Annotated in this window: 15 protein-coding genes; 6 read left to right on the top strand and 9 right to left on the bottom strand. The window is 69.6% G+C overall.

Annotation, left to right across the window (positions count from 1 at the left end):
* The first annotated feature begins 117 nt into the window (after positions 1 to 117).
* Complete coding sequence (locus tag C9I47_RS04775; protein ID WP_111265735.1) at positions 118 to 1104, top strand: LysR family transcriptional regulator; 987 nt, start codon at positions 118 to 120, stop codon at positions 1102 to 1104.
* 289 nt (positions 1105 to 1393) lie between these two features.
* On the opposite strand, the gene C9I47_RS04780 is transcribed toward C9I47_RS04775, so the two are convergent.
* The 5 genes from C9I47_RS04780 to C9I47_RS04800 all read right to left on the bottom strand — a co-directional run bounded on the left by C9I47_RS04780 (position 1394) and on the right by C9I47_RS04800 (position 8484).
* Positions 1394 to 2563 (bottom strand): hypothetical protein, encoded by a 1170-nt coding sequence (locus C9I47_RS04780; RefSeq protein ID WP_111265736.1) that lies wholly within the window; start codon positions 2561 to 2563, stop codon positions 1394 to 1396.
* 120 nt (positions 2564 to 2683) lie between these two features.
* Positions 2684 to 3691, bottom strand: a complete 1008-nt coding sequence (locus C9I47_RS04785) for a WD40 repeat domain-containing protein (RefSeq protein ID WP_190238609.1) — start codon at positions 3689 to 3691, stop codon at positions 2684 to 2686.
* Between the two features lie 440 nt (positions 3692 to 4131).
* The gene (locus C9I47_RS04790) at positions 4132 to 4923 is read right to left on the bottom strand and encodes a phosphoadenylyl-sulfate reductase (RefSeq protein ID WP_111265737.1); all 792 of its coding nucleotides are present in this window, start codon (positions 4921 to 4923) and stop codon (positions 4132 to 4134) included.
* The gene (gene cysI, locus C9I47_RS04795; protein WP_111265738.1) at positions 4920 to 6635 is read right to left on the bottom strand and encodes an assimilatory sulfite reductase (NADPH) hemoprotein subunit; all 1716 of its coding nucleotides are present in this window, start codon (positions 6633 to 6635) and stop codon (positions 4920 to 4922) included. The genes C9I47_RS04790 and cysI overlap by 4 nt, the downstream gene beginning before the upstream one ends.
* A 1-nt stretch (position 6636) precedes the next feature.
* On the bottom strand, positions 6637 to 8484 hold the full coding sequence (locus C9I47_RS04800; protein WP_111265739.1) for an assimilatory sulfite reductase (NADPH) flavoprotein subunit: 1848 nt from the start codon (positions 8482 to 8484) through the stop codon (positions 6637 to 6639).
* A 166-nt stretch (positions 8485 to 8650) separates the two neighbouring features.
* Here C9I47_RS04800 and C9I47_RS04805 point away from each other — a divergent pair, with 166 nt between their 5' ends.
* The 3 genes from C9I47_RS04805 (at position 8651) to cysN (ending at position 12295) form a co-directional block, all read left to right on the top strand.
* Positions 8651 to 9403 (top strand): sulfite exporter TauE/SafE family protein, encoded by a 753-nt coding sequence (locus tag C9I47_RS04805; protein WP_111265740.1) that lies wholly within the window; start codon positions 8651 to 8653, stop codon positions 9401 to 9403.
* 76 nt (positions 9404 to 9479) lie between these two features.
* The gene (gene cysD, locus C9I47_RS04810) at positions 9480 to 10397 is read left to right on the top strand and encodes a sulfate adenylyltransferase subunit CysD (RefSeq protein WP_111265741.1); all 918 of its coding nucleotides are present in this window, start codon (positions 9480 to 9482) and stop codon (positions 10395 to 10397) included.
* Positions 10397 to 12295 (top strand): sulfate adenylyltransferase subunit CysN, encoded by a 1899-nt coding sequence (cysN, locus tag C9I47_RS04815; RefSeq protein ID WP_111265742.1) that lies wholly within the window; start codon positions 10397 to 10399, stop codon positions 12293 to 12295. Before cysD ends, cysN begins: the two co-directional genes overlap by 1 nt.
* Positions 12296 to 12374: 79 nt before the next feature.
* Here cysN and C9I47_RS04820 read toward each other — a convergent pair whose 3' ends face one another.
* Complete coding sequence (locus tag C9I47_RS04820) at positions 12375 to 13883, bottom strand: M20 family metallopeptidase (RefSeq protein ID WP_111265743.1); 1509 nt, start codon at positions 13881 to 13883, stop codon at positions 12375 to 12377.
* 307 nt (positions 13884 to 14190) lie between these two features.
* Between C9I47_RS04820 and C9I47_RS04825 the strand changes: the two genes are divergently transcribed.
* A complete protein-coding gene (locus C9I47_RS04825; protein ID WP_111265744.1) occupies positions 14191 to 14532 on the top strand; it encodes a ComEA family DNA-binding protein in 342 nt (113 codons plus the stop codon).
* A 269-nt stretch (positions 14533 to 14801) separates the two neighbouring features.
* Positions 14802 to 15434, top strand: a complete 633-nt coding sequence (locus tag C9I47_RS04830; RefSeq protein WP_111265745.1) for a HutD/Ves family protein — start codon at positions 14802 to 14804, stop codon at positions 15432 to 15434.
* A gap of 58 nt (positions 15435 to 15492) precedes the next feature.
* Here C9I47_RS04830 and C9I47_RS04835 read toward each other — a convergent pair whose 3' ends face one another.
* The 3 genes from C9I47_RS04835 to C9I47_RS04845 are packed head-to-tail and all read right to left on the bottom strand — an operon-like array spanning position 15493 to position 19073.
* Complete coding sequence (locus tag C9I47_RS04835) at positions 15493 to 17169, bottom strand: sulfite reductase subunit alpha (RefSeq protein WP_111265746.1); 1677 nt, start codon at positions 17167 to 17169, stop codon at positions 15493 to 15495.
* A complete protein-coding gene (locus C9I47_RS04840) occupies positions 17166 to 18227 on the bottom strand; it encodes an FAD:protein FMN transferase (protein ID WP_111265747.1) in 1062 nt (353 codons plus the stop codon). The genes C9I47_RS04835 and C9I47_RS04840 overlap by 4 nt, the downstream gene beginning before the upstream one ends.
* Positions 18228 to 18251: 24 nt before the next feature.
* Positions 18252 to 19073, bottom strand: coding sequence for a DUF4198 domain-containing protein (locus C9I47_RS04845; protein WP_111265748.1), 822 nt, complete (start codon positions 19071 to 19073; stop codon positions 18252 to 18254).
* Positions 19074 to 19119: the final 46 nt, after the last annotated feature.

Raw genomic sequence — 19119 nt, forward strand, 5'->3', positions numbered from 1 at the left:
CACTGGCAGCCATGGCGGGTGGTCTCGTGCCCGTGCTCCAGGCCAGCGCACGGCGCCGAACACGCCCGGACGCCGGCCCTCGGCATCAACGGCCGACATCACCGGACCCGATCTGCGATGACCCTGACCCAGCTCCGCTACCTTGTTGCCATCGTCGATGCCGGCCTCAACATCACCCTGGCTGCCGAGCGCGTGCACGCGACCCAGCCGGGCTTGTCCAAACAGCTCAAGCAGCTGGAGGAGGAGCTGGGGTTCCAGCTGTTCATGCGCCGCGGCCGCAGCCTGGAGGCGGTGGCGCCGGCCGGCGAGCGGGTGATCGCGCATGCGCGCAGGATCCTGGAGGAAGCCGCCAACATCCGCGCCTATGCGGCCAACGAGCGCGGCGAGCACGTCGGCCGGCTGGTGCTGGCCACGACCCATACCCAGGCCCGCCATGTGTTGCCGGGCGCGATCGCGAGCATCAAGCGTGCCTATCCGCGCATCAGCGTGCACCTGGAGCCGGTCGCCGACGGCGAGGTGCTGGAACAGCTTGCCCACGGTGCCGCCGATCTGGCCGTGCTCAGCACCGCCGGCCAGGTGCCCGACGGCGGTCTGGCGGTGCCGTTGTTCCGCTGGCAGCGCAAGGTGATCGTGCCCCGGTCGCATCCGCTGGCCACGATCGGCCGCGCGCCGACCCTGATCGAGTTGTCGCGCCATCCACTGGTCAGCTACGAATCCTCGATCCGTCCGGAGTCGTCGCTGCAGCGGGCCTTCGCCGGCGAGGGCGTCGAGCCGCAACTGGCGATGACCGCGCGCGACGCCGATCTGATCAAGACCTATGTGCGCGCCGGCATGGGCGTGGGCCTGCTGGCGGAGATGGCGCTGGGCGTGCAGGAGGCGGCCGACCTGGTGGTGCTGCCGGCGCCGGCGGCGGTTCCCGAATGCATCGCCTGGGCGGTGCTGCCGCGCTCGCGGGTGTCGCGCGACTACGCGCTGGAGCTGATCCACGCGATCGCGCCGCAGATCGACCGCCACGACGTGCGACGGGTGCTGGAGGGCAATGCCGAGGCCGACTGGCCGCTGCCGCCGAGCTGGATCGAGCTGACCCAGACGCTGACCTTGTAGGCGCCGGCCGCGCAGGCTTTCGGTAGGAGCGGCTAAGTCGCGATCCCGGGGCCCTCCCATGAAACCATCGCGGCTCACGCCGCTCCTACGAGATGCGATATGGGACGGACCCGGCCCCCAGGGAGAGGCGACTCGCATCGCAGATGCGGATGGGGGGAGGAAGCGCAACAGCGGGGCCCAAGGTTTGCGCCGCAGACTTTGGGAGATGTCCGGGCGCGGCCCGGGGATCGCGGCTCACGCCGCTCCTACGGAGCCGGTCCCGCGATTGCTGTCGTCCCGGTGGCGCCGGTCATTTCCCGCACGCCTCCCGCTGCGTGGCGCGCGTCATTTCCGATCCGGACTTCCCGCCATGCAGGACTGCTCGCCATGCCTCGTGGTTGCCGTCGGGGTTGATACCCGAGCCGACGATCACGCTGCCGTCGTTGGACGTGTCCTCCGCCCTGCGCAGGGTCCAGCCTGTCAGGTCCAGGCGGTAGTCCGTTTCAAGCACCGTCTTCAGGCGCTGCATGCCATCGGCAGCGGTCCACAGGAACGCCTCTTCGCCGTCGCCGAAATCCCCGAATCCGACCACCGTCGTTCCGCATGAGGACATGCCCTCGGCGATGAACGGAGGCCCGCCGTCGGCGACCGACAGCACCGCCGTTTCCCGGTCCGTCCATAGCACCAGATCCCCGGAGCGTGCGAACCGGGTGCCGATGTTGCCCGCCAGTGCGAAGCCTTCCGGAGAGAGGGTGCCCACCGATCCCAGGCCGGACAGGGACACCTCGCCAGATCCGCCCTCGACCCAGCGATAGGCGTCGTAGGCCGTGTCGTTCCACAGTCCCAGGCCCGCGATGACGGTAGCGTCGTCCGAAACATGCTCCGCGCGGCCCAGCACCCAGGCGCGCAGGTCGGCGCCGTGTCGGTTTTCGATCAGTTCCTGCAGGTCCTGCATGCCGTCTTCCCGCGTCCACAGGAACGCCCGCTCCCTTTCGCCGTTCCGCCACCGGCTTTGCCCGATCACGATCGAGCCGTCGCCGGAAACGCCGGACGCGCTGCAGCCCAGGTCGCCGCACGGGAAACCATTCAATCCGTGGAGCGTTCCATCCCTCCAGACAACGGCCTGCGAAGGCGATGCGCCGGTGGGGAAGAAGCGGGTGCCCACGATCGTGGAGCCGTCTGCCGAAATCGCTTCGGCCAGCGACGATGCGCCCGGCTGCGACACGCCCAGCGACTGCATCCGCCCGCCGGCCCAGCGGAATGCTTCGGTCCTGCCATCCGCGACGCTGCCTTGCCCGGCCACGGTGCTCCCGTCCGCGGATACGGCTGCGGCGAAAGAGGCGAACTTCCCACCGGGCAGATCGCCCAGTCCTTCGAACCGGGCCGATGATGATCCGGTGGTGACGCATCCGCCCAACTGCAGGACGAGGCAGGCCGACAGGGCGATCGCCGCCAGGCTGCGGCGCATGTCGATTTGCATTGGCTTCAAGACGGGGCTCCGAGGCGAGGAACGGGGCGCAGGCGTTGTCGCGGACGGTCATGGTCTCCACCTGCGACGAGTGCGGCGGACGCGGTCGCGTCCGCTGGCGTGGCGATCGCGTCAGTCGCCGTGGACCGGCCTGACGTGCACCTGCCCATCGTCGCCGGCCACGGCCACATGCCGGCCGTCGGGGGACAGGGCGACCGCGCGTATCCGCTGCTCGGAGACCTTGCCGATGCCCAGCAACTCCAGTGGCGCCAGCCGCCACACGGCATAGCGCCCCCATTCGTCCCCGGCCGCGATGCGTTTGCCGTCCGCGCTGATGGCGATGGCCTGCACCAGGGGCTGGTTGAACTTCCCGACTTCCTCGCCGGGCTCGATCAGCGGATTGAACTGGCGGGTGATGGTCTGTGTTTCCAGATCGACCACGGCTACGCCGCATCCGGTATCGTTCATGCACGAATCACCGACAACGATGCGACGCTCATCGAGAAAGCGGACGTTCCCCGCGTCTCTCAACGGCTCCAGCGAGAAGTCGGCGATCTGCTCGCCGCTGGCTACGTTCCACATCGTCAGCTCGGCATGGCCCTCCGTGCGAAAGCCGGACGGCCCGTCGTAGGTGCAGACCAGGGTGCTCCAGCCATCGTTGATGGCGCAATCGCCTTGCCGCGGCTTGCCGCCATCGAAGCGGGCGACGAGCTCACCGCTGTCGGTATCGAAGATGCCGGCACCGCTGGCGGTGGTGTTGCCCAGGATGACCCGTGCGCCATCGGGCGAGAATCCGATGCTGCTGCCGAGGCTGACATACGATCGGCTTCTCGTGCCCAGCATGTATTGCTGGCTGATCTGTCCGGTATCGACATCGATGAGACTGGCCCGGGGATCCATGCCCTCCTGGTTGGCAAGCAGGCGGCGGCCATCGTGCGACAGGCTCATCGCAGCGACCGTCTGTTCGACCGCCGTCTCCGTCACCAGTGCATTCCCGGAAAGTTCCCAGACCTTGATCTCGCCATCCAGGCCTCCAGCGGCCAGCCGGCTGCCGTCGCCGCTGTACGCGAGGGCATAGATGGCGTCGGAGAGCCTCATGTCGGCGGCGTGGGCCGTGGGCGCCACGACGGTGGCGAGCATGAGCGGGACGAGAACGCGAAGCACTGCGGGAGCCTCCTGGTGTCGAGAGCCGTTGGGCCGGGGGCGCGCAGGATGCCACAGGGATCGTGGGCGTGACTGGGACGTGTTGCCTCTCAAGGGAAACGATGGCTCCGGACCGAACACCGGGCACGCAATGTCAGTTGCGGACGTCGGTCGCGGAGATGTTGAACAGGAGCGGGACCGATGGCCCAGCCCTCTGAGTCGGGGGACGATTCGCATTGCGGATGCGAATGGGGGCGTGGCCGCGCCCCGGCGGGGTCCAAGTCCAGGGTTTGCGCGGCAAATTTTGGGAGTTTCCGGGCGCAGCCGGATATCCTCCCCCTGTAGGAGCGGCGCAAGCCGCGAGGGCCTTCCCATGAAAGCCCCATCGCGGCTCACGCCGCTCCTACGAGAATCGGGCTTGTACGCCGTGCGGGGACTCAGGCCGCCTGCGCGTCGTCCTCGTTGTCGAAGTGCAGGCCGCACTCGCGCTTGAGACCGAAGAAGCGGGTGTCCTCTTCGCGCATGCCCGGTTCCAGCCGGCGGGTGGTGTGGACGTCGCCGATCGACACGTAGCCCTGGTGCCACAGCGGGTGGTAGGGCAGGTCGTGCTGGTTCAGGTATTGCCAGACGTCGCGGTCGCTCCAGTCGGCCAGCGGGTGCAGCTTCCAGCGGCCGTTGCGCAGCTCCAGCACGTCGATGTTCGCGCGGCTTTCCGACTGCGTACGGCGCAGGCCGGCGATCCAGGTGCGCACGCCCAGCTCCTCGAGCGCGCGCTGCATCGGCTCGACCTTGTGGATGCGGTTGTAGCGTTCGATGCCGTCCAGGCCCTTTTCCCACAACCGGCCCAGCCGCGCTTCGGCCCAGGCGTTGCTGACCCGCGGGCGATAGACTTGGAGGTTCAGGTCCAGGCGCTCGCTCAGACCGTCGATGAAACGGTAGGTCTCGGGAAACAGGTAGCCGGTGTCGATCAGGATCACCGGGATCTTCGGCGCCTGACGCGTCACCAGGTGCAGCGACACCGCGGCTTGGGCGCCGAAACTGGAGGACAGCGCATGCTCGCCGGCGGTGTTCTCCAGCGCCCAGGCGACGCGATCCTCGGCGCTGCGCTGGGCCAGCCAACGATTGAGCTCGGCCAGCGCCTTGGGCGACTCGGCGGCGGTGATCGGATCGGGGGGCAGACCGTTGCCGGACCTGTGCCTGGAGGGCGTGCCGTTCGGGGACTGGCTCATGGGGAGACCTCGTAGTTCGAGGGATGCCGATAGGCGACGACGGCGCTGCGCACGAGGAAGTCGCCGAAGCCCTCGTCGGCCTGGCGTTCGCCGGCGTAGCGCGCGAACAGGGTGTCGAGCTCGGCGAGGATCGCAGCCTCGTCGATGTTCTCGCGGTGCAGGGTATTGAGCCGCTGGCCGCGATGGTCGGCGCCGAGCATCAGGTTGTAGCGGCCGGGGGCCTTGCCGACCAGGGCGATCTCGCCCAGGTAGGGACGCGAGCAGCCGTTCGGGCAGCCGCTGACGCGCAGATTGATCGGCGCATCGTCGAGGCCGTGCCGGCGCAGCAGGGCGTCGACCCGTGCGACCAGATCGGGGAGGTAGCGCTCGGCCTCGGCCATCGCCAGGCCGCAGGTCGGCAGCGCCACGCAGGCGATCGCGTCGCGTTGCAGCGGGCTGGCGCCGCGGTGGATGTCCAGTGCGTACACCGCGACCAGGGCGTCGACCGCCTGTCGGCGTGCGGCCGGGACGTTGGCGATCACCAGGTTCTGGTTGGCGGTCATGCGGAACTCGGCGTCCTCGTCGGCCTCGCCGAGCACGCGCGCGATCTCGCGCAGGCCGCTGAGGTGGCGGACGCCGTCGCCGTCGACGATGCGGCCGGCGGGCAGGGCCAGGGTCAGGTGCCAGCGCCCGTCCTCGCCCTCGACCCAGCCGAAGCGGTCGTTGTTGTGCTCGAACGCCCACGCCCGTGCCGGTGCGAACGCGATCCCGGCGCGTTTCTCGACCTCGGCCGTGAATGCCTCAAGGCCATGGTCGTCGATGGTGTATTTCAGGCGTGCGCGCTTGCGCAGCTCGCGGTTGCCCCAGTCGCGCTGGGTGGTGACCACGGCGGTGGCGACCGCCTTCAGCGCATCGACCGGGACGAAGCCGATCACGTTGCCCAGGCGCGGATAGGTTTCGGCATCGCCGTGGGTGGCGCCCATGCCGCCGCCGACCACGACGTTGTAGCCGGCGATCGAGGCGTTGCCGGCGGAGTCGGTATCGACGATGGCGATGAAGCCCAGGTCCTGGGCGAACACGTCGACGTCGTTGTACGGCGGTACCGCGAAACCGATCTTGAACTTGCGCGGCAGGTAGGTTTCGCCGTAGACCGGTTCGTCGATCTGGGGACCGCCGGCGACCTGTTCCTCGTCGAGCCAGATCTCGTAGTAGGCGCGGGTGTTCGGCAGCAGGTGCTCGGAGACCTCGGCCGCGTGCGCGTACACCGTCGCGTGCAGCGACGACTGGTGCGGATTGGCCGAGACCGCGACGTTGCGGTTGACGTCGCCGCAGGCGGCGAGGGTGTCGATCAGCGTGGCGTTGATCGCCTGCATCGTCGCCTTCAGCTCGGTCTTGATCACGCCGTGGAACTGGAACGCCTGGCGGGTGGTGATGCGCAGGCCGCGTTCGGCGTAGGTGGTCGCGATCGCGTCCAGCTTCAGCCATTGCGCCGGAGTGACCACACCGCCGGGGGTGCGGGTGCGGATCATGAAGCTGTAGGCGGGTTCGAGTTTCGCGACCCGGCGCGCTTCGCGCACGTCGCGGTCGTCCTGCTGGTAGCTGCCGTGGTACTTGATCAGGGTCTGGTCGTCCTCGCGCAGTGATCCGGTCAGCGGATCGGCGAGGCTCTCCAGCAGGCTGCCGCGCAGGCCGGCGCTGGCGCGCTTGATGTCTTCGACCGAATGCGTGCTCATCTCAGTAGACGTCCCGGGCGTAGCGGCCCTGTTGCTGCAGCTGGTTCAGATAGTCCTCGGCGTCCTCGCGCGACTTGCCGCCGTGCTCGGCGACCACGTCGAGCAGGGCCGCGTGCACGTCCTTGCCCATCGCGATCGCGCCGCAGACATAGAAATGCGCGCCGTTCTCCAGCCAGTCGTAGAGCGCGCGGCCCTGTTCGCGGATGCGATTCTGGACATAGATCTTCCCGGCCTGGTCGCGCGAGAACGCCAGGTCGACCCGGTGCAGATGACCGTCGCGGATCGCGCGCTGCCATTCCAACTGGTAGAGGAAGTCGGTGCGGAAGTGCGGATTGCCGAAGAACAGCCAGTTGCGCCCGTCCGCATCGATCTCGGCACGCTCCTGGACGAAGGCGCGGAACGGTGCGACGCCGGTGCCGGGGCCGACCATGATGATGTCGCGATCCGGGTCGGCCGGCAGCCGGAAGCGCTCGTTGGCTTCGACATAGACCGGCAGGCGGTCGCCCTCGGCGGCGCGGGCGAGGAAGTTCGACGCACTGCCCCAGCGGGTGCGCTCGCCGGCTTCGTATTCGATGTGGGCCACGGTCAGGTGGACCTCGTCGCCGACATGTTTCTGGCTGGAGGCGATCGAATACAGTCGCGGCGCCATCGGCCGCAGTGCGTCGACCAGAGCGTCCGCGCTCCAGTCGGCCGGATGGAGGTGCAGCAGGTCGGCGATCTGGTGGCTGTCGAACAACCGCGCGAGGTCGTCGCGGCGCTCGGGTTGCAGCAGGGCCAGCAGGTCGCCGTCGCCGGCGCGTTCGGCATGCGCGGCCAGGAACGGGCGCGACAGCCGGGTCAGTTCGCGGCGCGCGCCCAGCCATTCGCGCAGCGGACGCTCATCGCCGCCGGCCTGGACCGTGGCATCGCCGTCGAGCTTCAGCGTCGCCAGCACTTCGTCGACCAGGGCCGGCGGGTTGCGCGGCCAGATACCCAGCGCGTCGCCGGGCTGGTAGTGCAGGCCCGACCCTTCCAGCGAGAGTTCGAAATGACGCACGTCGCGACCCTGCGGCGAGCGCGGACCGCTGGCGGCGCTCAGCCGATGGCCGGCCAGCAGTTCGGCCTGGAACGGACGATCGCGGTCGTGCGCCGGCGCGCTCTGCTGCAGCGGACGCAACGGGGTGACGGTGGCGCTGTGGGCCGGCGCGGCGGAGGCGGTAGCGGCGGCGACCAGGGTGCGGGTTTCGTCGACCGCGCGTTGCAGCCATGGGGTCGCGACACTTTCGATGTCGAGGTCGGCGTCGCCGCGCTCGAACAGCCGCGCCGCGCCCAGTTCGGCGAGGCGCTCGTCCAGGATCCGGCCGATCTCGCAGAACTGCGGATAGCTGGAGTCGCCAAGCCCGAGCACCGCATAGCCCAGCTGCGGCAACTTCGGCGCACGGCGGCCGCGGATGAATTCGACCAGTCCGATCGAGTCGTCCGGCGGGTCGCCCTCGCCCTGGGTGCTGATCACGATGTAGAGCCGCTTCTCGTCCTTCAGTTCGCGGGTCGGGTAGGCGTCGGCGCGCAGCAGGCGCACCGATGCGCCGGTGGCTTCCAGTTCCGCGGACAGCTTCTCGGCGAGCCGGCGGGCGTTGCCGGTCTGGCTGCCGTAGACCACGGTCACCGTCGGCGCGGCGTCGGCAACCGGCGGGGCCGCGGCGACGGCGGCCGCGACGGGGGCGCCGGCAGGCAGCGCCCGGGCACGGGCGAGTCCGGCGGCATAGCCGGAGATCCACCACAGGCCGGCGCCGTCGAGGTCGTCGGTGAGGCGGGTCAGCAGCCCGGATTGCGCGTCGGTCAGCGGGGCGGGGGCAGGGGAGGCGGGCATCGCAGCGGTCTCGGAACCACGGTCTGGTGGAATCGAGACTAGGCAGCGCCCCGGCGCGGCGGAAAGGATCGCTGGTTATGCGGTTATGCCGTTCGCGAACTTGCGGCGTCGAGGAGGGCTTCCGATACTGCCGCGTCGCATGCAGTCATGCTTTTCGCGCTCATTCATGGAACTGGCTCCCGAGCTGCTCTACTACATCGCCATCGGCATTGCCGCGCAGCTGATCGACGGCGCGCTGGGGATGGCATACGGGGTGACCGCCTCCAGCCTGTTGCTGGGACTGGGCGTGCCGCCGGCTGTCGCCAGCGCCACCGTGCATACCGCCGAATGCTTCACCACCGGCGCGTCGGCGGCCTCGCACCATGCCTTCGGCAATATCGACAAGCGCCTGTTCAGGAAACTGCTGCTCCCCGCCATCGTCGGTGCCGGTGTCGGCGCCTACCTGCTGTCGAGCATCCCGGGCGAGGCGATCCGGCCCTGGGTCGCGGCCTATCTGCTGCTGATGGGCGTGGTCATCATCGTCAAGGCGTTCCGGGCGTTCCCCTCGCGCGAGGTCGCCAGCCACGTCGGACCGCTGGGGTTCTTCGGCGCACTGATCGACGCGATGGGCGGTGGCGGCTGGGGCCCGATCGTCGCCAGCAATCTGCTCGCCCGCGGCAATGCCTTCCGCTTGACCGTCGGTACCGTGAACGCGGTCGAATTCTTCGTCACCCTGACCGCCTCGCTGGTATTCCTGTTCACTCTCGGTATCAGTCACTGGCAGGTAATCCTGGGACTGGCGGCCGGCGGCGTGATCGCGGCCCCGTTCGGTGCCTGGCTGGTGAAGCGGATCAATCCGAGGCCGATGCTGATCGTCGTCGGCCTGGTCGTGATCGGCCTGAGTGTCAGGACCCTTCTGAAGCACTACGGCCTGATATAGGCCAGAATGATCGGCTAAACGCTGTTGTCAAAGCCTGGCCGCCAGAGCCGGCCCCCAGAGAATCCAAGTCTTCCCGATGCCCAATCTCCCCGATAGCGCACTGTCCCATCTCGACCGGCTCGAGGCCGAGAGCATCCACATCCTCCGCGAGGTCGCCGCCGAGTTCCAGAATCCGGTGATGATGTACTCGGTGGGCAAGGACAGTTCGGTGCTGCTGCACCTGCTGGTCAAGGCGTTTGCCCCCGCGCGTCCGCCGATTCCGCTGCTGCATGTCGATACCGGCTGGAAGTTCCGCGAGATGATCGCGTTCCGCGACCGTCGTGCCGCCGAGACCGGGGTCGAACTGCGCACCCATACCAATCCCGATGGTCTTGCCCAGGACATCGGGCCGTTCTCCCACGGCGCCACCGTCCATACCGACGTGATGAAGACCCAGGCGCTGAAGCAGGCGCTGGACAAATGGGGCTTCGACGCCGCGATCGGCGGCGCCCGCCGCGACGAGGAGAAGTCGCGCGCCAAGGAGCGCATCTTCAGCTTTCGCAGCGCCCAGCACCGCTGGGATCCGAAGGCGCAGCGCCCGGAGCTGTGGGACGTCTACAACACGCGGGTCAACAAGGGCGAGAGCGTGCGCGTGTTTCCGCTGTCGAACTGGACCGAGCTCGACATCTGGCTCTACATCTATCGCGAGAAGATTCCGGTGCCGGAGCTTTATTTCGCCGCCGAGCGGCCGGTGGTCGAGCGCGATGGCGCGCTGATCATGGTCGACGACGCGCGCATGCCGCTGGCCGAGGGCGAGGTGCCGCGGATGCGCCGGGTGCGTTTCCGCACCCTGGGCTGCTATCCGCTGACCGGCGCGATCGATTCCGACGCCGACACGCTCGAGAAGATCATCGCCGAGATGCTGGTCGCCACCTCCTCCGAGCGCCAGGGCCGGGTCATCGATCACGACCCGACCGCATCGATGGAGAAGAAGAAGCAGGAGGGTTATTTCTGATGGAGGCTTCCACCGACACCGTCAACCTGGACGCCGGGCAGGCGGTTGCCGCCTACCTCGAACAGCACGAGACCAAGGGCCTGCTGCGCTTCATCACCTGCGGCAGCGTCGACGACGGCAAGAGCACCCTGATCGGGCGTCTGCTGTACGACACCAAGCGCCTGTTCGACGACCAGCTCGCGGCGCTGGAGTCCGACAGCCGCCGCCACGGCACCCAGAACGGCGAGATCGACTACGCGCTGCTGGTGGACGGCCTGTCGGCCGAGCGCGAGCAGGGCATCACCATCGATGTCGCCTACCGTTTCTTCAGCACCGAGCAGCGCAAGTTCATCGTCGCCGACTGCCCGGGCCATGAGCAGTACACCCGCAACATGGCGACCGGCGCGTCGACCGCCGATGTCGCGGTGGTGCTGGTCGACGCCCGCAAGGGCCTGCTGACCCAGACCCGCCGGCACAGCTACATCGTGTCGCTGCTGGGCATCCGCCATGTCCTGCTGGCGGTCAACAAGATGGATCTGGTCGGCTACGACCAGGCGGTATTCGACGACATCGTCGGCGGCTACCGCGAACTGGCCGCCCAGCTCGGCATCGAGCATGTGCAGGCGGTGCCGCTGTCGGCGCTGCGGGGCGACAACCTGATCGAACGCTCGCCGCAGACCTCCTGGTACGGCGGTCCGAGCGTGCTGGAGTACCTGGAGACGGTCGATCCGCGGCGCGATCAGGCCGGGACCGGCCTGCGCCTGCCGGTGCAGTGGGTCAACCGTCCGAACCAGGACTTCCGCGGCTTCGCCGGCACCATCGCGGCGGGCACCGTCCGGCCCGGCGACAGCGTGGTCGCGCTGCCGTCCGGACGTCGCTCGCAGGTCGCGCGCATCGTGACCGCCGACGGCGATCTCGCCCATGCCGGCGCCGGCCAGGCGGTGACCCTGACCCTCACCGACGAGCTCGACATCAGCCGCGGCGACGTGATCGCCGCCAGCGCGCAGCCGCCGGAGCTGTCCGATCAGTTCGCCGCCCACCTGCTATGGATGGGCGAGCATTCGCTGCTGCCGGGGCGCCCGTACTGGCTGAAGATCGGCGCACGCACGGTCGGCGCGACGGTCACCGAGATCAAGCACAAGATCGACGTCAACACCCAGGACAGGCTGGCGGCCAAGCATCTGGAGCTGAACGAGGTCGCGTTGTGCAATCTGCACCTGGACCAGTCGATCCCGTTCGAGGCCTATCGCGACAACCGCGCGCTGGGCGGCTTCATCCTGATCGACCGGATGAGCAACGCGACCGTGGCCGCGGGCACCCTGGAGTTCGCGCTGCGTCGCGCCGGCAACATCCACTGGCAGCACGTCGATGTCGACAAGGCGGCGCGCTCGGCCAGCAAGGGCCAGGCCGCGCGCTGCGTCTGGTTCACCGGCCTGTCGGGTTCGGGCAAGTCGACGATCGCCAATCTGGTCGACAAGCGCCTGCACGCGATGGGACGGCATGCCTTCGTGCTCGACGGCGACAACGTCCGCCACGGTCTCAACAAGGACCTGGGCTTCACCGACGAGGACCGCGTCGAGAACATCCGCCGCGTCGCCGAGGTCGCCAGGCTGATGACCGATGCCGGCCTGATCGTGCTGGTCAGCTTCATCTCGCCGTTCCGCGCCGAGCGGCGGATGGCGCGCGAGCTGTTCGGCGAGGACGAGTTCATCGAGGTCTTCGTCGACACGCCGTTGGATGTCGCCGAGCAGCGCGACGTGAAGGGGCTCTACGCCAAGGCGCGCGCAGGCAAGATCCCGAACTTCACCGGCATCGACTCGCCCTATGAGCAGCCGGAGACGGCGGAACTGGTCCTGGATACCGTTTCGCAAAGCGCCGAGGACCTGGCCGAACAGGTGATACGCAAGCTGCTCGACTGACGGGCGGGGTTGCGCCGCGGCAACGAGAAAGGGCCGGATCGCGCGATCCGGCCCTTTTTCTTCCGCGACGATGGGGCGGTCAGCAGCAGCCGTGGTCGCCGTGACGGTCGCCGCTGTCGGGGGCGACCGCGGCGCCGGTGGTCTCGCCGCGCTGGCCGGCCAGGTGATGCTCGGCGATCACCCGGGCGACGCAGGCGGTGACCTTCTTGCCCATCGGGATGTGCAGGAACTCGTTCGGACCGTGCGCGTTGCTGTGCGGGCCGAGTACGCCGGTGATCATGAACTGCGCGCCGGGGAATTTCTCGCCGAGCATGCCCATGAACGGAATCGAGCCGCCTTCGCCCATGTACATCGCCGGCGCGTCGTAGAACTCGCGGCTGGCGGCGTCGATAGCCTTGTCCAGCCACGGCGACATCGCAGGCGCGTTCCAGCCGGCGGAGGCCTTTTCGAGTTCCAGCGACACCCGGGCGCCGTTGGGCGGGTCGCGCAGCAGCGCGTCGCTGAGAAGCTCGCCGGCCTGGCGGCCGTTGAGCGTCGGCGGCAACCGCAGCGACAGCTTGACCGCGGTATGCGGGCGCAGCACGTTGCCGGCCGAGTCCAGCGACGGGATGCCGCCAATGCCGGTGACCGACAGCGCCGGCCGCCAGGTGCGGTTGAGCACCAGCTCGGCAAGGTCGTCGCTCATCGGCACCAGGCCGTCGACCAGGGGGAACTTGTCGTAGACCGCGGTGCCGAGCACCTCGGCGGCGCGACGGGCCTGCTCCAGCCGCTCGGCCGGGATCTCCACGTGCAGGCCGTCCAGGGTGATCCGGCCGCTGTGTTCGTCCTCGATCCGCGACAGCAGCTGGCGCAGCACGCGGAAGCTCGACGGCACGATGCCCGACGCGTCGCCGGAGTGCACGCCCTCCTCGAGCACCTTGACCGTCAGGTTGCCGCCTGCCAGCCCGCGCAGCGAGGTCGTGCACCACAGCTGGTCGTAGTTGCCGCAGCCCGAGTCCAGGCACACCACCAGCGACGGTTTGCCGATGCGGTCGGCGAGGTGGTCCACGTAGGCGGGCAGGTCGTAGCTGCCGGACTCCTCGCAGGCCTCGATGACGATCACGCAGCGCGCATGCGGCAGCTTCTGCTCCTGCAGCGCCTTGATCGCGGTCAGCGATCCGAAGATCGCGTAGCCGTCGTCGGCGCCGCCGCGGCCGTACAGGCGGTCGCCGCGCAGGACCGGCTTCCACGGGCCCAGGTCGTCGTCCCAACCGGTCATTTCCGGCTGCTTGTCGAGGTGGCCGTACAGCAGCACGCAGTCGTCGTCGCTGCCACCGTTGGCGGCCGGGATGTCGATGTAGATCAGCGGCGTGCGGCCTTCCAGCCGGACCACCTCCATCTGCATGCCGGGGATGTTCTGGGCGCCGGCCCAGGCGGTCATCAGCTTGACCGCGTCCTCCATGTAGCCATGCGCCACCCAGTCGGCATCGAACATCGGCGACTTGTTCGGGATGCGGATGTACTCGACGAGCTGCGGAACGATCTCGTCGTCCCACTTGCCGCCGACGAAGTTCTCGATGACGGAGGGATCGATGGGGCTGGTATCCATTGGGGGACCTCTGAACCGGGTGAACCGCCATTTTAACGCCTGGGGCGGGTCCGGCCCGGCGGCGCCGAGTGCCGAAGCCGGGCAAACGGCCTGGCGGGGCGGCGGTGCGGGGCGTCCGTGCCGGCGGGCCTAGGAAATTTCCTAGGTCGGGTCGGGAGATTTCCCGGCTGTGTTCCGGCAACTGCGCCGATACTCTGGCTCCAGGCGTCTGGGGAGACTGGTCCTGCCGCCGGACCCGCAGGGATTGGCCGTGGTCCGGATGGCAATCAAGGACGTTCCGCAAACAGCCAACGAGAAAGGACCTCAGATGAAATCCTTCCAACAGATCATGAAATCCGTCGCCCTCGCCCTGCTGCTGGTCGGCAGCGTGCTGACCGCCACCGCGGCCGCCAGCGAGAAGGTCGACATCAACACCGCCGACGCGGCCACCCTCGACCGGGTCCTGATCAACGTCGGACCGGCCAAGGCCGAGGCCATCGTCGAGTACCGCGAGGCCAACGGGCCGTTCCGCAGCGTCGAGCAACTGGCCCTGGTCAGCGGCATCGGACTGAAGACGGTCGAGAAGAACCGCGACCTGATCATGGTGGGCTACGCGACACCGCGGCGTCCTGCCGCCGGCGCGGCGCGCTCGAGTCCGGGCCGCAACTGAGCGTCAACCGGAATCGCATGGCCGGCCCGCATGGATGCGGTCACCGGACACCGTCAGGCACGGACGTCTGGCGGAATCGGGGTCAGGCCCCCGGACAGGGAAGTGCACCGCCCGCGGCGGAGGGAGTCGTCGCGGGCGGTTTTTTTTGTGGCGGTGTGCCGGCGTCGGCGAGGCGCTCCGCCCCTGGCCGGTCGTCGATGCGTCCCAGCGCTGATCCCGGCGTGGGCGGCGGCGGGACGCGGAGCGGCCTGCACCGATAGACTGCGCAGATGGATTCCGCTTCCGTCATCGGCAACATCGCCAGGGTCATTCCGTCGTTCGCATACGACCGGATCCGTTGGCGCAACGGTCTGGGCTGGACCCGGGAGGTCGCGCAAGGGCGGCTGGAGTCCGCTTCCCCGGTGGCCGAAGCGCTACCCTCGGATGCGTGGGACTGGCGACTGTCGATTGCCGAGATCGACGCCGAAGCGCCGTTCTCCCGGTTCGACGGCATCGAGCGCGAACAGATGCTGCTGTCCGGCGAGGGTCTGCGCCTGCATGGAGACGGCATCGAGCAGGAGCTGAGACCTCCGCATCAGCGCTGGCGGTTCCGCGGCGAGGACGCGCTGGTCGGCAGTCCGCTCGACGGCCGTGTCGAGGTCGCCAACCTGATGTGGCGGCGCGAACGGGTCGACACCACGTCCTGGCACCGGCCGCTGGTGGGGCCGATGGTGATCTTCATCGAGCCGGGCAGCACCTGGCTGGTGCATCTGATCGCCGGCCAGGGCATGTTCGCCGACGCGTCAGGACTGGGACGGATAGAGGCGGGCGACACCGCGGTGCTGCCGGCGGGTGCAACGCGCTTGCGGCATGTGCTGGAGGGCGGCGGCGAGGCCTGGCTGATGCGTCTGCAGCCGCGCTGAGCGCTCCATTGCGGCGACGCGGGAGATTGCCGCCGCGGCCCCGAGGGGGCGTCCCGTATCAGTAGACGTCGCGGCGGTAGCGGCCGGTCTCGATCAACTGGTCGACCGCCTCGTCGCCGAGGCAGTCGCGCAGCACCGCGTCCACGCCCGGCGCCATGCCCTGCAGGCTTCCGCAGACATGGATCGCGGCGCCAGCGGCGATCCACTCGCCCAGGCGCTCGCGCTGCTCGCGCAAACGGTCCTGCACGTAGCGCCCGGGACCATGCGCCTGGCCGGAAACGGCGGTGCCGTCGCGCGAGAACGCCAGGTCGAGATGGTCGAGCCAGCCCTGCGCCTGCCATTGGCGCAACTCGTCGCCGAAGTGCAGGTCGTGGCGGCGCTGGCGCTCGCCGAACAGCAGCCAGTTGCGGGCGTGCCCGCGTTCGATCCGCGCCTGCAGCAGGGCGCGCAGGCCGGCCAGGCCGGTACCGTTGCCGATCAGGATCAGCGGGCGATCGTCGTCGTGCAGGTGGAAGGCGCGATTGCTGCGGATGCGCAGGGCGATGGGGTCGCCGATGCGCGCATGTTCGCTCAGCCAGCCGCTGCCGCTGCCCAGGCGCCCGTCGGGATGGCGCATCTGCCTGACCAGCAGGCGCAGATGGCCTTCGCCGGGTGTCGAGGCGATCGAGTACTCGCGATGCGGCAGTGGCTGCAGGCCCTCGGCCACGCGCTGGGCATCGAGGCCTTCGACGTCGGCCGGCGCCGGCAGCTGCGAGCCGGCCAGACGCTCGCGCAGCGATAGCGTGGTTGCGTCGACCTCGGTCGCGGTGTCGCCGTCGACGCCGGACATTGCCAGCCAGGCGTCGATGTCGGCGTCGGCATGGCAGGGACCGATCTCGGCGATGTCGCCGGCGCTCCAGTCGAGCAGGGCCGGGTCGTCCGGCTGCAGGCGGATCTCGAACGCGGGTCCGCCAAGGCTGCCCGGATTCAGGTGACGGCGCGCGCGCAGGCGCCACCGCTGGTAGGCCGGACGGCTCCAGTCGGGTAGATCGGTGCGCCCGGTGAGCTGGCCCAGATGCTGCTGCCACAGGCGCAGCGCGCCGGCATCGCCGTTGTCGACCTCGATCATGTCGAACAGCGGATGGGCGTGGCTGTGGCGCAGCCAGCCGTCGAGGCGATGGCCGAACGCGCAGTACGCGTCGTACTCGCGATCGCCCAGCGCGAGCAGGCCGTAGCGCAGCGAGCCCAGTGCGGCTTCGCGGTCGAGGGTGCGGCGCACGAACGGCAGTGCCGGGTCCGGCGGGTCGCCTTCGCCGGTGGTGCTGACGATGAACAGCGCCTGTGACGTGGCGGCCAGGGTCTCTGCATCGAGCCGGCCCAGCGGCACCAGACGCACGCGCTGGCCGGCCGCCTGCAGGGCCTCGACGCTCAGCCGGGCCAGTTGCTCGGCGTAGCCGGTCTGGCTGGCATGGGCGACCAGCCAGTCGACGGGACCGTCGACCATGCCCGCGGTCGCGGCGGCGTCCGCGCTCTGCCGCAGCCGGCGCGTGAGCACGATGGCGCCGGTGAACCCCGCCCACAGCCCGGACACGATGCCGGCGAACCACCAGCGGCCCGGTCCCGGATCGCGCCACTGCATCGGCTCGACCTGCCAGCGCGTCGCCAGCACCGCGACCGCGATCAGCGCGACCAGCACCAGTGCATTGCCGATCGGGCCGGCGTCGATCCGGCGCCGGCGGGGGGCGGTCGCGGTCATGGCTGCAACTGCCGCTCGAACGCGGGCGTCATCCGTCGCTGGAATCCGTCGCCGTCGTGGACGAAGAACAGCACCGCCAGCCCGCGTTCGACCGCGTAGCGGTAGCCGGCGTCCGGGCCGAGCACGGTCAGCGCGGTGGCCAGCGCGTCGGCCTGCATGCACGAGGTGTGCAGCACGGTGACCGAGGCCAGGCCGTGGGTCACCGGGCGTCCGCTGCGCGGGTCGATGGTGTGCGAGAAGCGGCCCTGCCCGGTCTCGAAGTAGTGCCGGTAGTCGCCGGAGGTCGCCACCGCGAGGTCGTCCGGTTCCAGCACGATGCCGGACAGCTGCGGCTGTTCGTCGCCGGATGCCGGGGCATCGCGGCGATCGTCCGGTGCCGGCTGCTCGATGCCGACCCGCCAGGGCAGGCCGTCGGGCTTGCGCCCACGGGAGCGCAGCTCGCCGCCGACCTCGACCAGCCAGGCTTCGCTGCCGGTGCCGTCGAGATAGCCGGCGACGCGATCGACGCCATAGCCCTTGGCGATCGACGACAGGTCCAGGTACAGCCCGCCGGGCTGGGCGACGGTGCGGGTGCGGCGGTCCAGGGCCAGCCGCTGCCAGCCGCTGCGGGCCATGACCCCGGCGATCGCCGCGTCGTCGGGTGGGGCGCTGCGTTCGCCGTCCGGGCCGAAGCCCCACAGGTTGACCAGCGGCCCGACGGTGGGGTCGTAGGCGCCGCCGGTGTCGGCGGCCAACGCCAGCGCCGCGTCCAGCACCTCGAAGAAGGCTGCCGGCAGGCCGTGCACGCTGCCGGCGTCGGCGCGGTTGAAACGGCTGATGTCGCTGCCGTCCTCCCAGGTGCTCATCTGCGCGACGACCTCGTCCAGCTGCGCCTGGATGCCGGCCCGCAACCGCGCGGGCTCGGCGTCCGACACCACCCGGACCTGCCAGGTGGTGCCCATGGTGCGGCCCGACAGCTCATGCAGGCGCGCCGCCGCGGCGATCTGCGGCAACAGCAGCAGGACGAGCAGCAGGCCACCTGGCAGCAGGCCGCTCAGCAGCCGGTCGAGTCTGGGCATGACGGGACGCATGCGGCGCGCGATTTACAGCGGCAGCACTTCGAAGGTCGCCACGTAGCTGGCGCGGCGCTCGCCGGCCTGCGGCAGGGTGGTCTTGCCGTCGCTGTGGCTGGCCTCCAGCCAGTACATGCCGGCCTGCGGCCAGGTCACCGAGAACCGGCCCTGGGCGTCGGTGGTCGCCTGGATCTCGTCCTGCTGGTTCCGGTAACGGGTCGCGCCGGGCACGATCTCCACGCCCAGGCCGGCGGCGGGCTGGCCGTCGAGCAGCAACTGGAAGGTCGCCGACTCGCCGGCGTAGAGGTCGTTGGGATGGGTGACCGGGGCCAGTTCCAGGCCGCGGCCGCTGGGCTTGAATACGGTGCTGTCCGGCTGGCCGACGGTGACGAAGGTTTCGACCCGGCCCAGGCTCTCGGAAGCCTTGACCTCGGTCGCGCCGGCCGGGATCCCGCCGGCGAAGTCCTCCGCGCGTCCGCGCCAGCGGCGGTTCTCGCCGTCGAGCTTGTAGCTGGCGAACATGCCGTGGTTGACCATCGCGATCCGGTAGGTGCCTTCCTGCGCCAGTTCCAGGTCGAAGGTGCTGCGCAGCTTGCCGGTGCTGCCGTTTTGCGGCTGCATCGTGCTGCCGTCCGGCGCGGTGACCTGCAGCCGCTCCAGCGGCAGCGGCACGTGGTTGAAGTAGAACAGGTCGTTGGAGACCGCGGCATCGACGGTCATCCAGGCGCCCTTCTCCGAGAACACCGTCTGCGAGGGCTGCAGCCAGGCCTTGTGGGCGAGCGCGGCGGGCGCGGCGACCAGGGTCAGGGCGGCGGTGAGGGTGACGGCGAGGGTGGCGCGACCGAGTTTCATCGAAGGCTCCTTGAACGACCGGCGGGCATGTCCGCCGACTGGGGTG

Origin of the sequence: Marilutibacter maris, assembly GCF_003233695.1 — a bacterium.
In the GTDB taxonomy this organism is placed as follows: Bacteria; Pseudomonadota; Gammaproteobacteria; order Xanthomonadales; family Xanthomonadaceae; genus Marilutibacter; species Marilutibacter maris.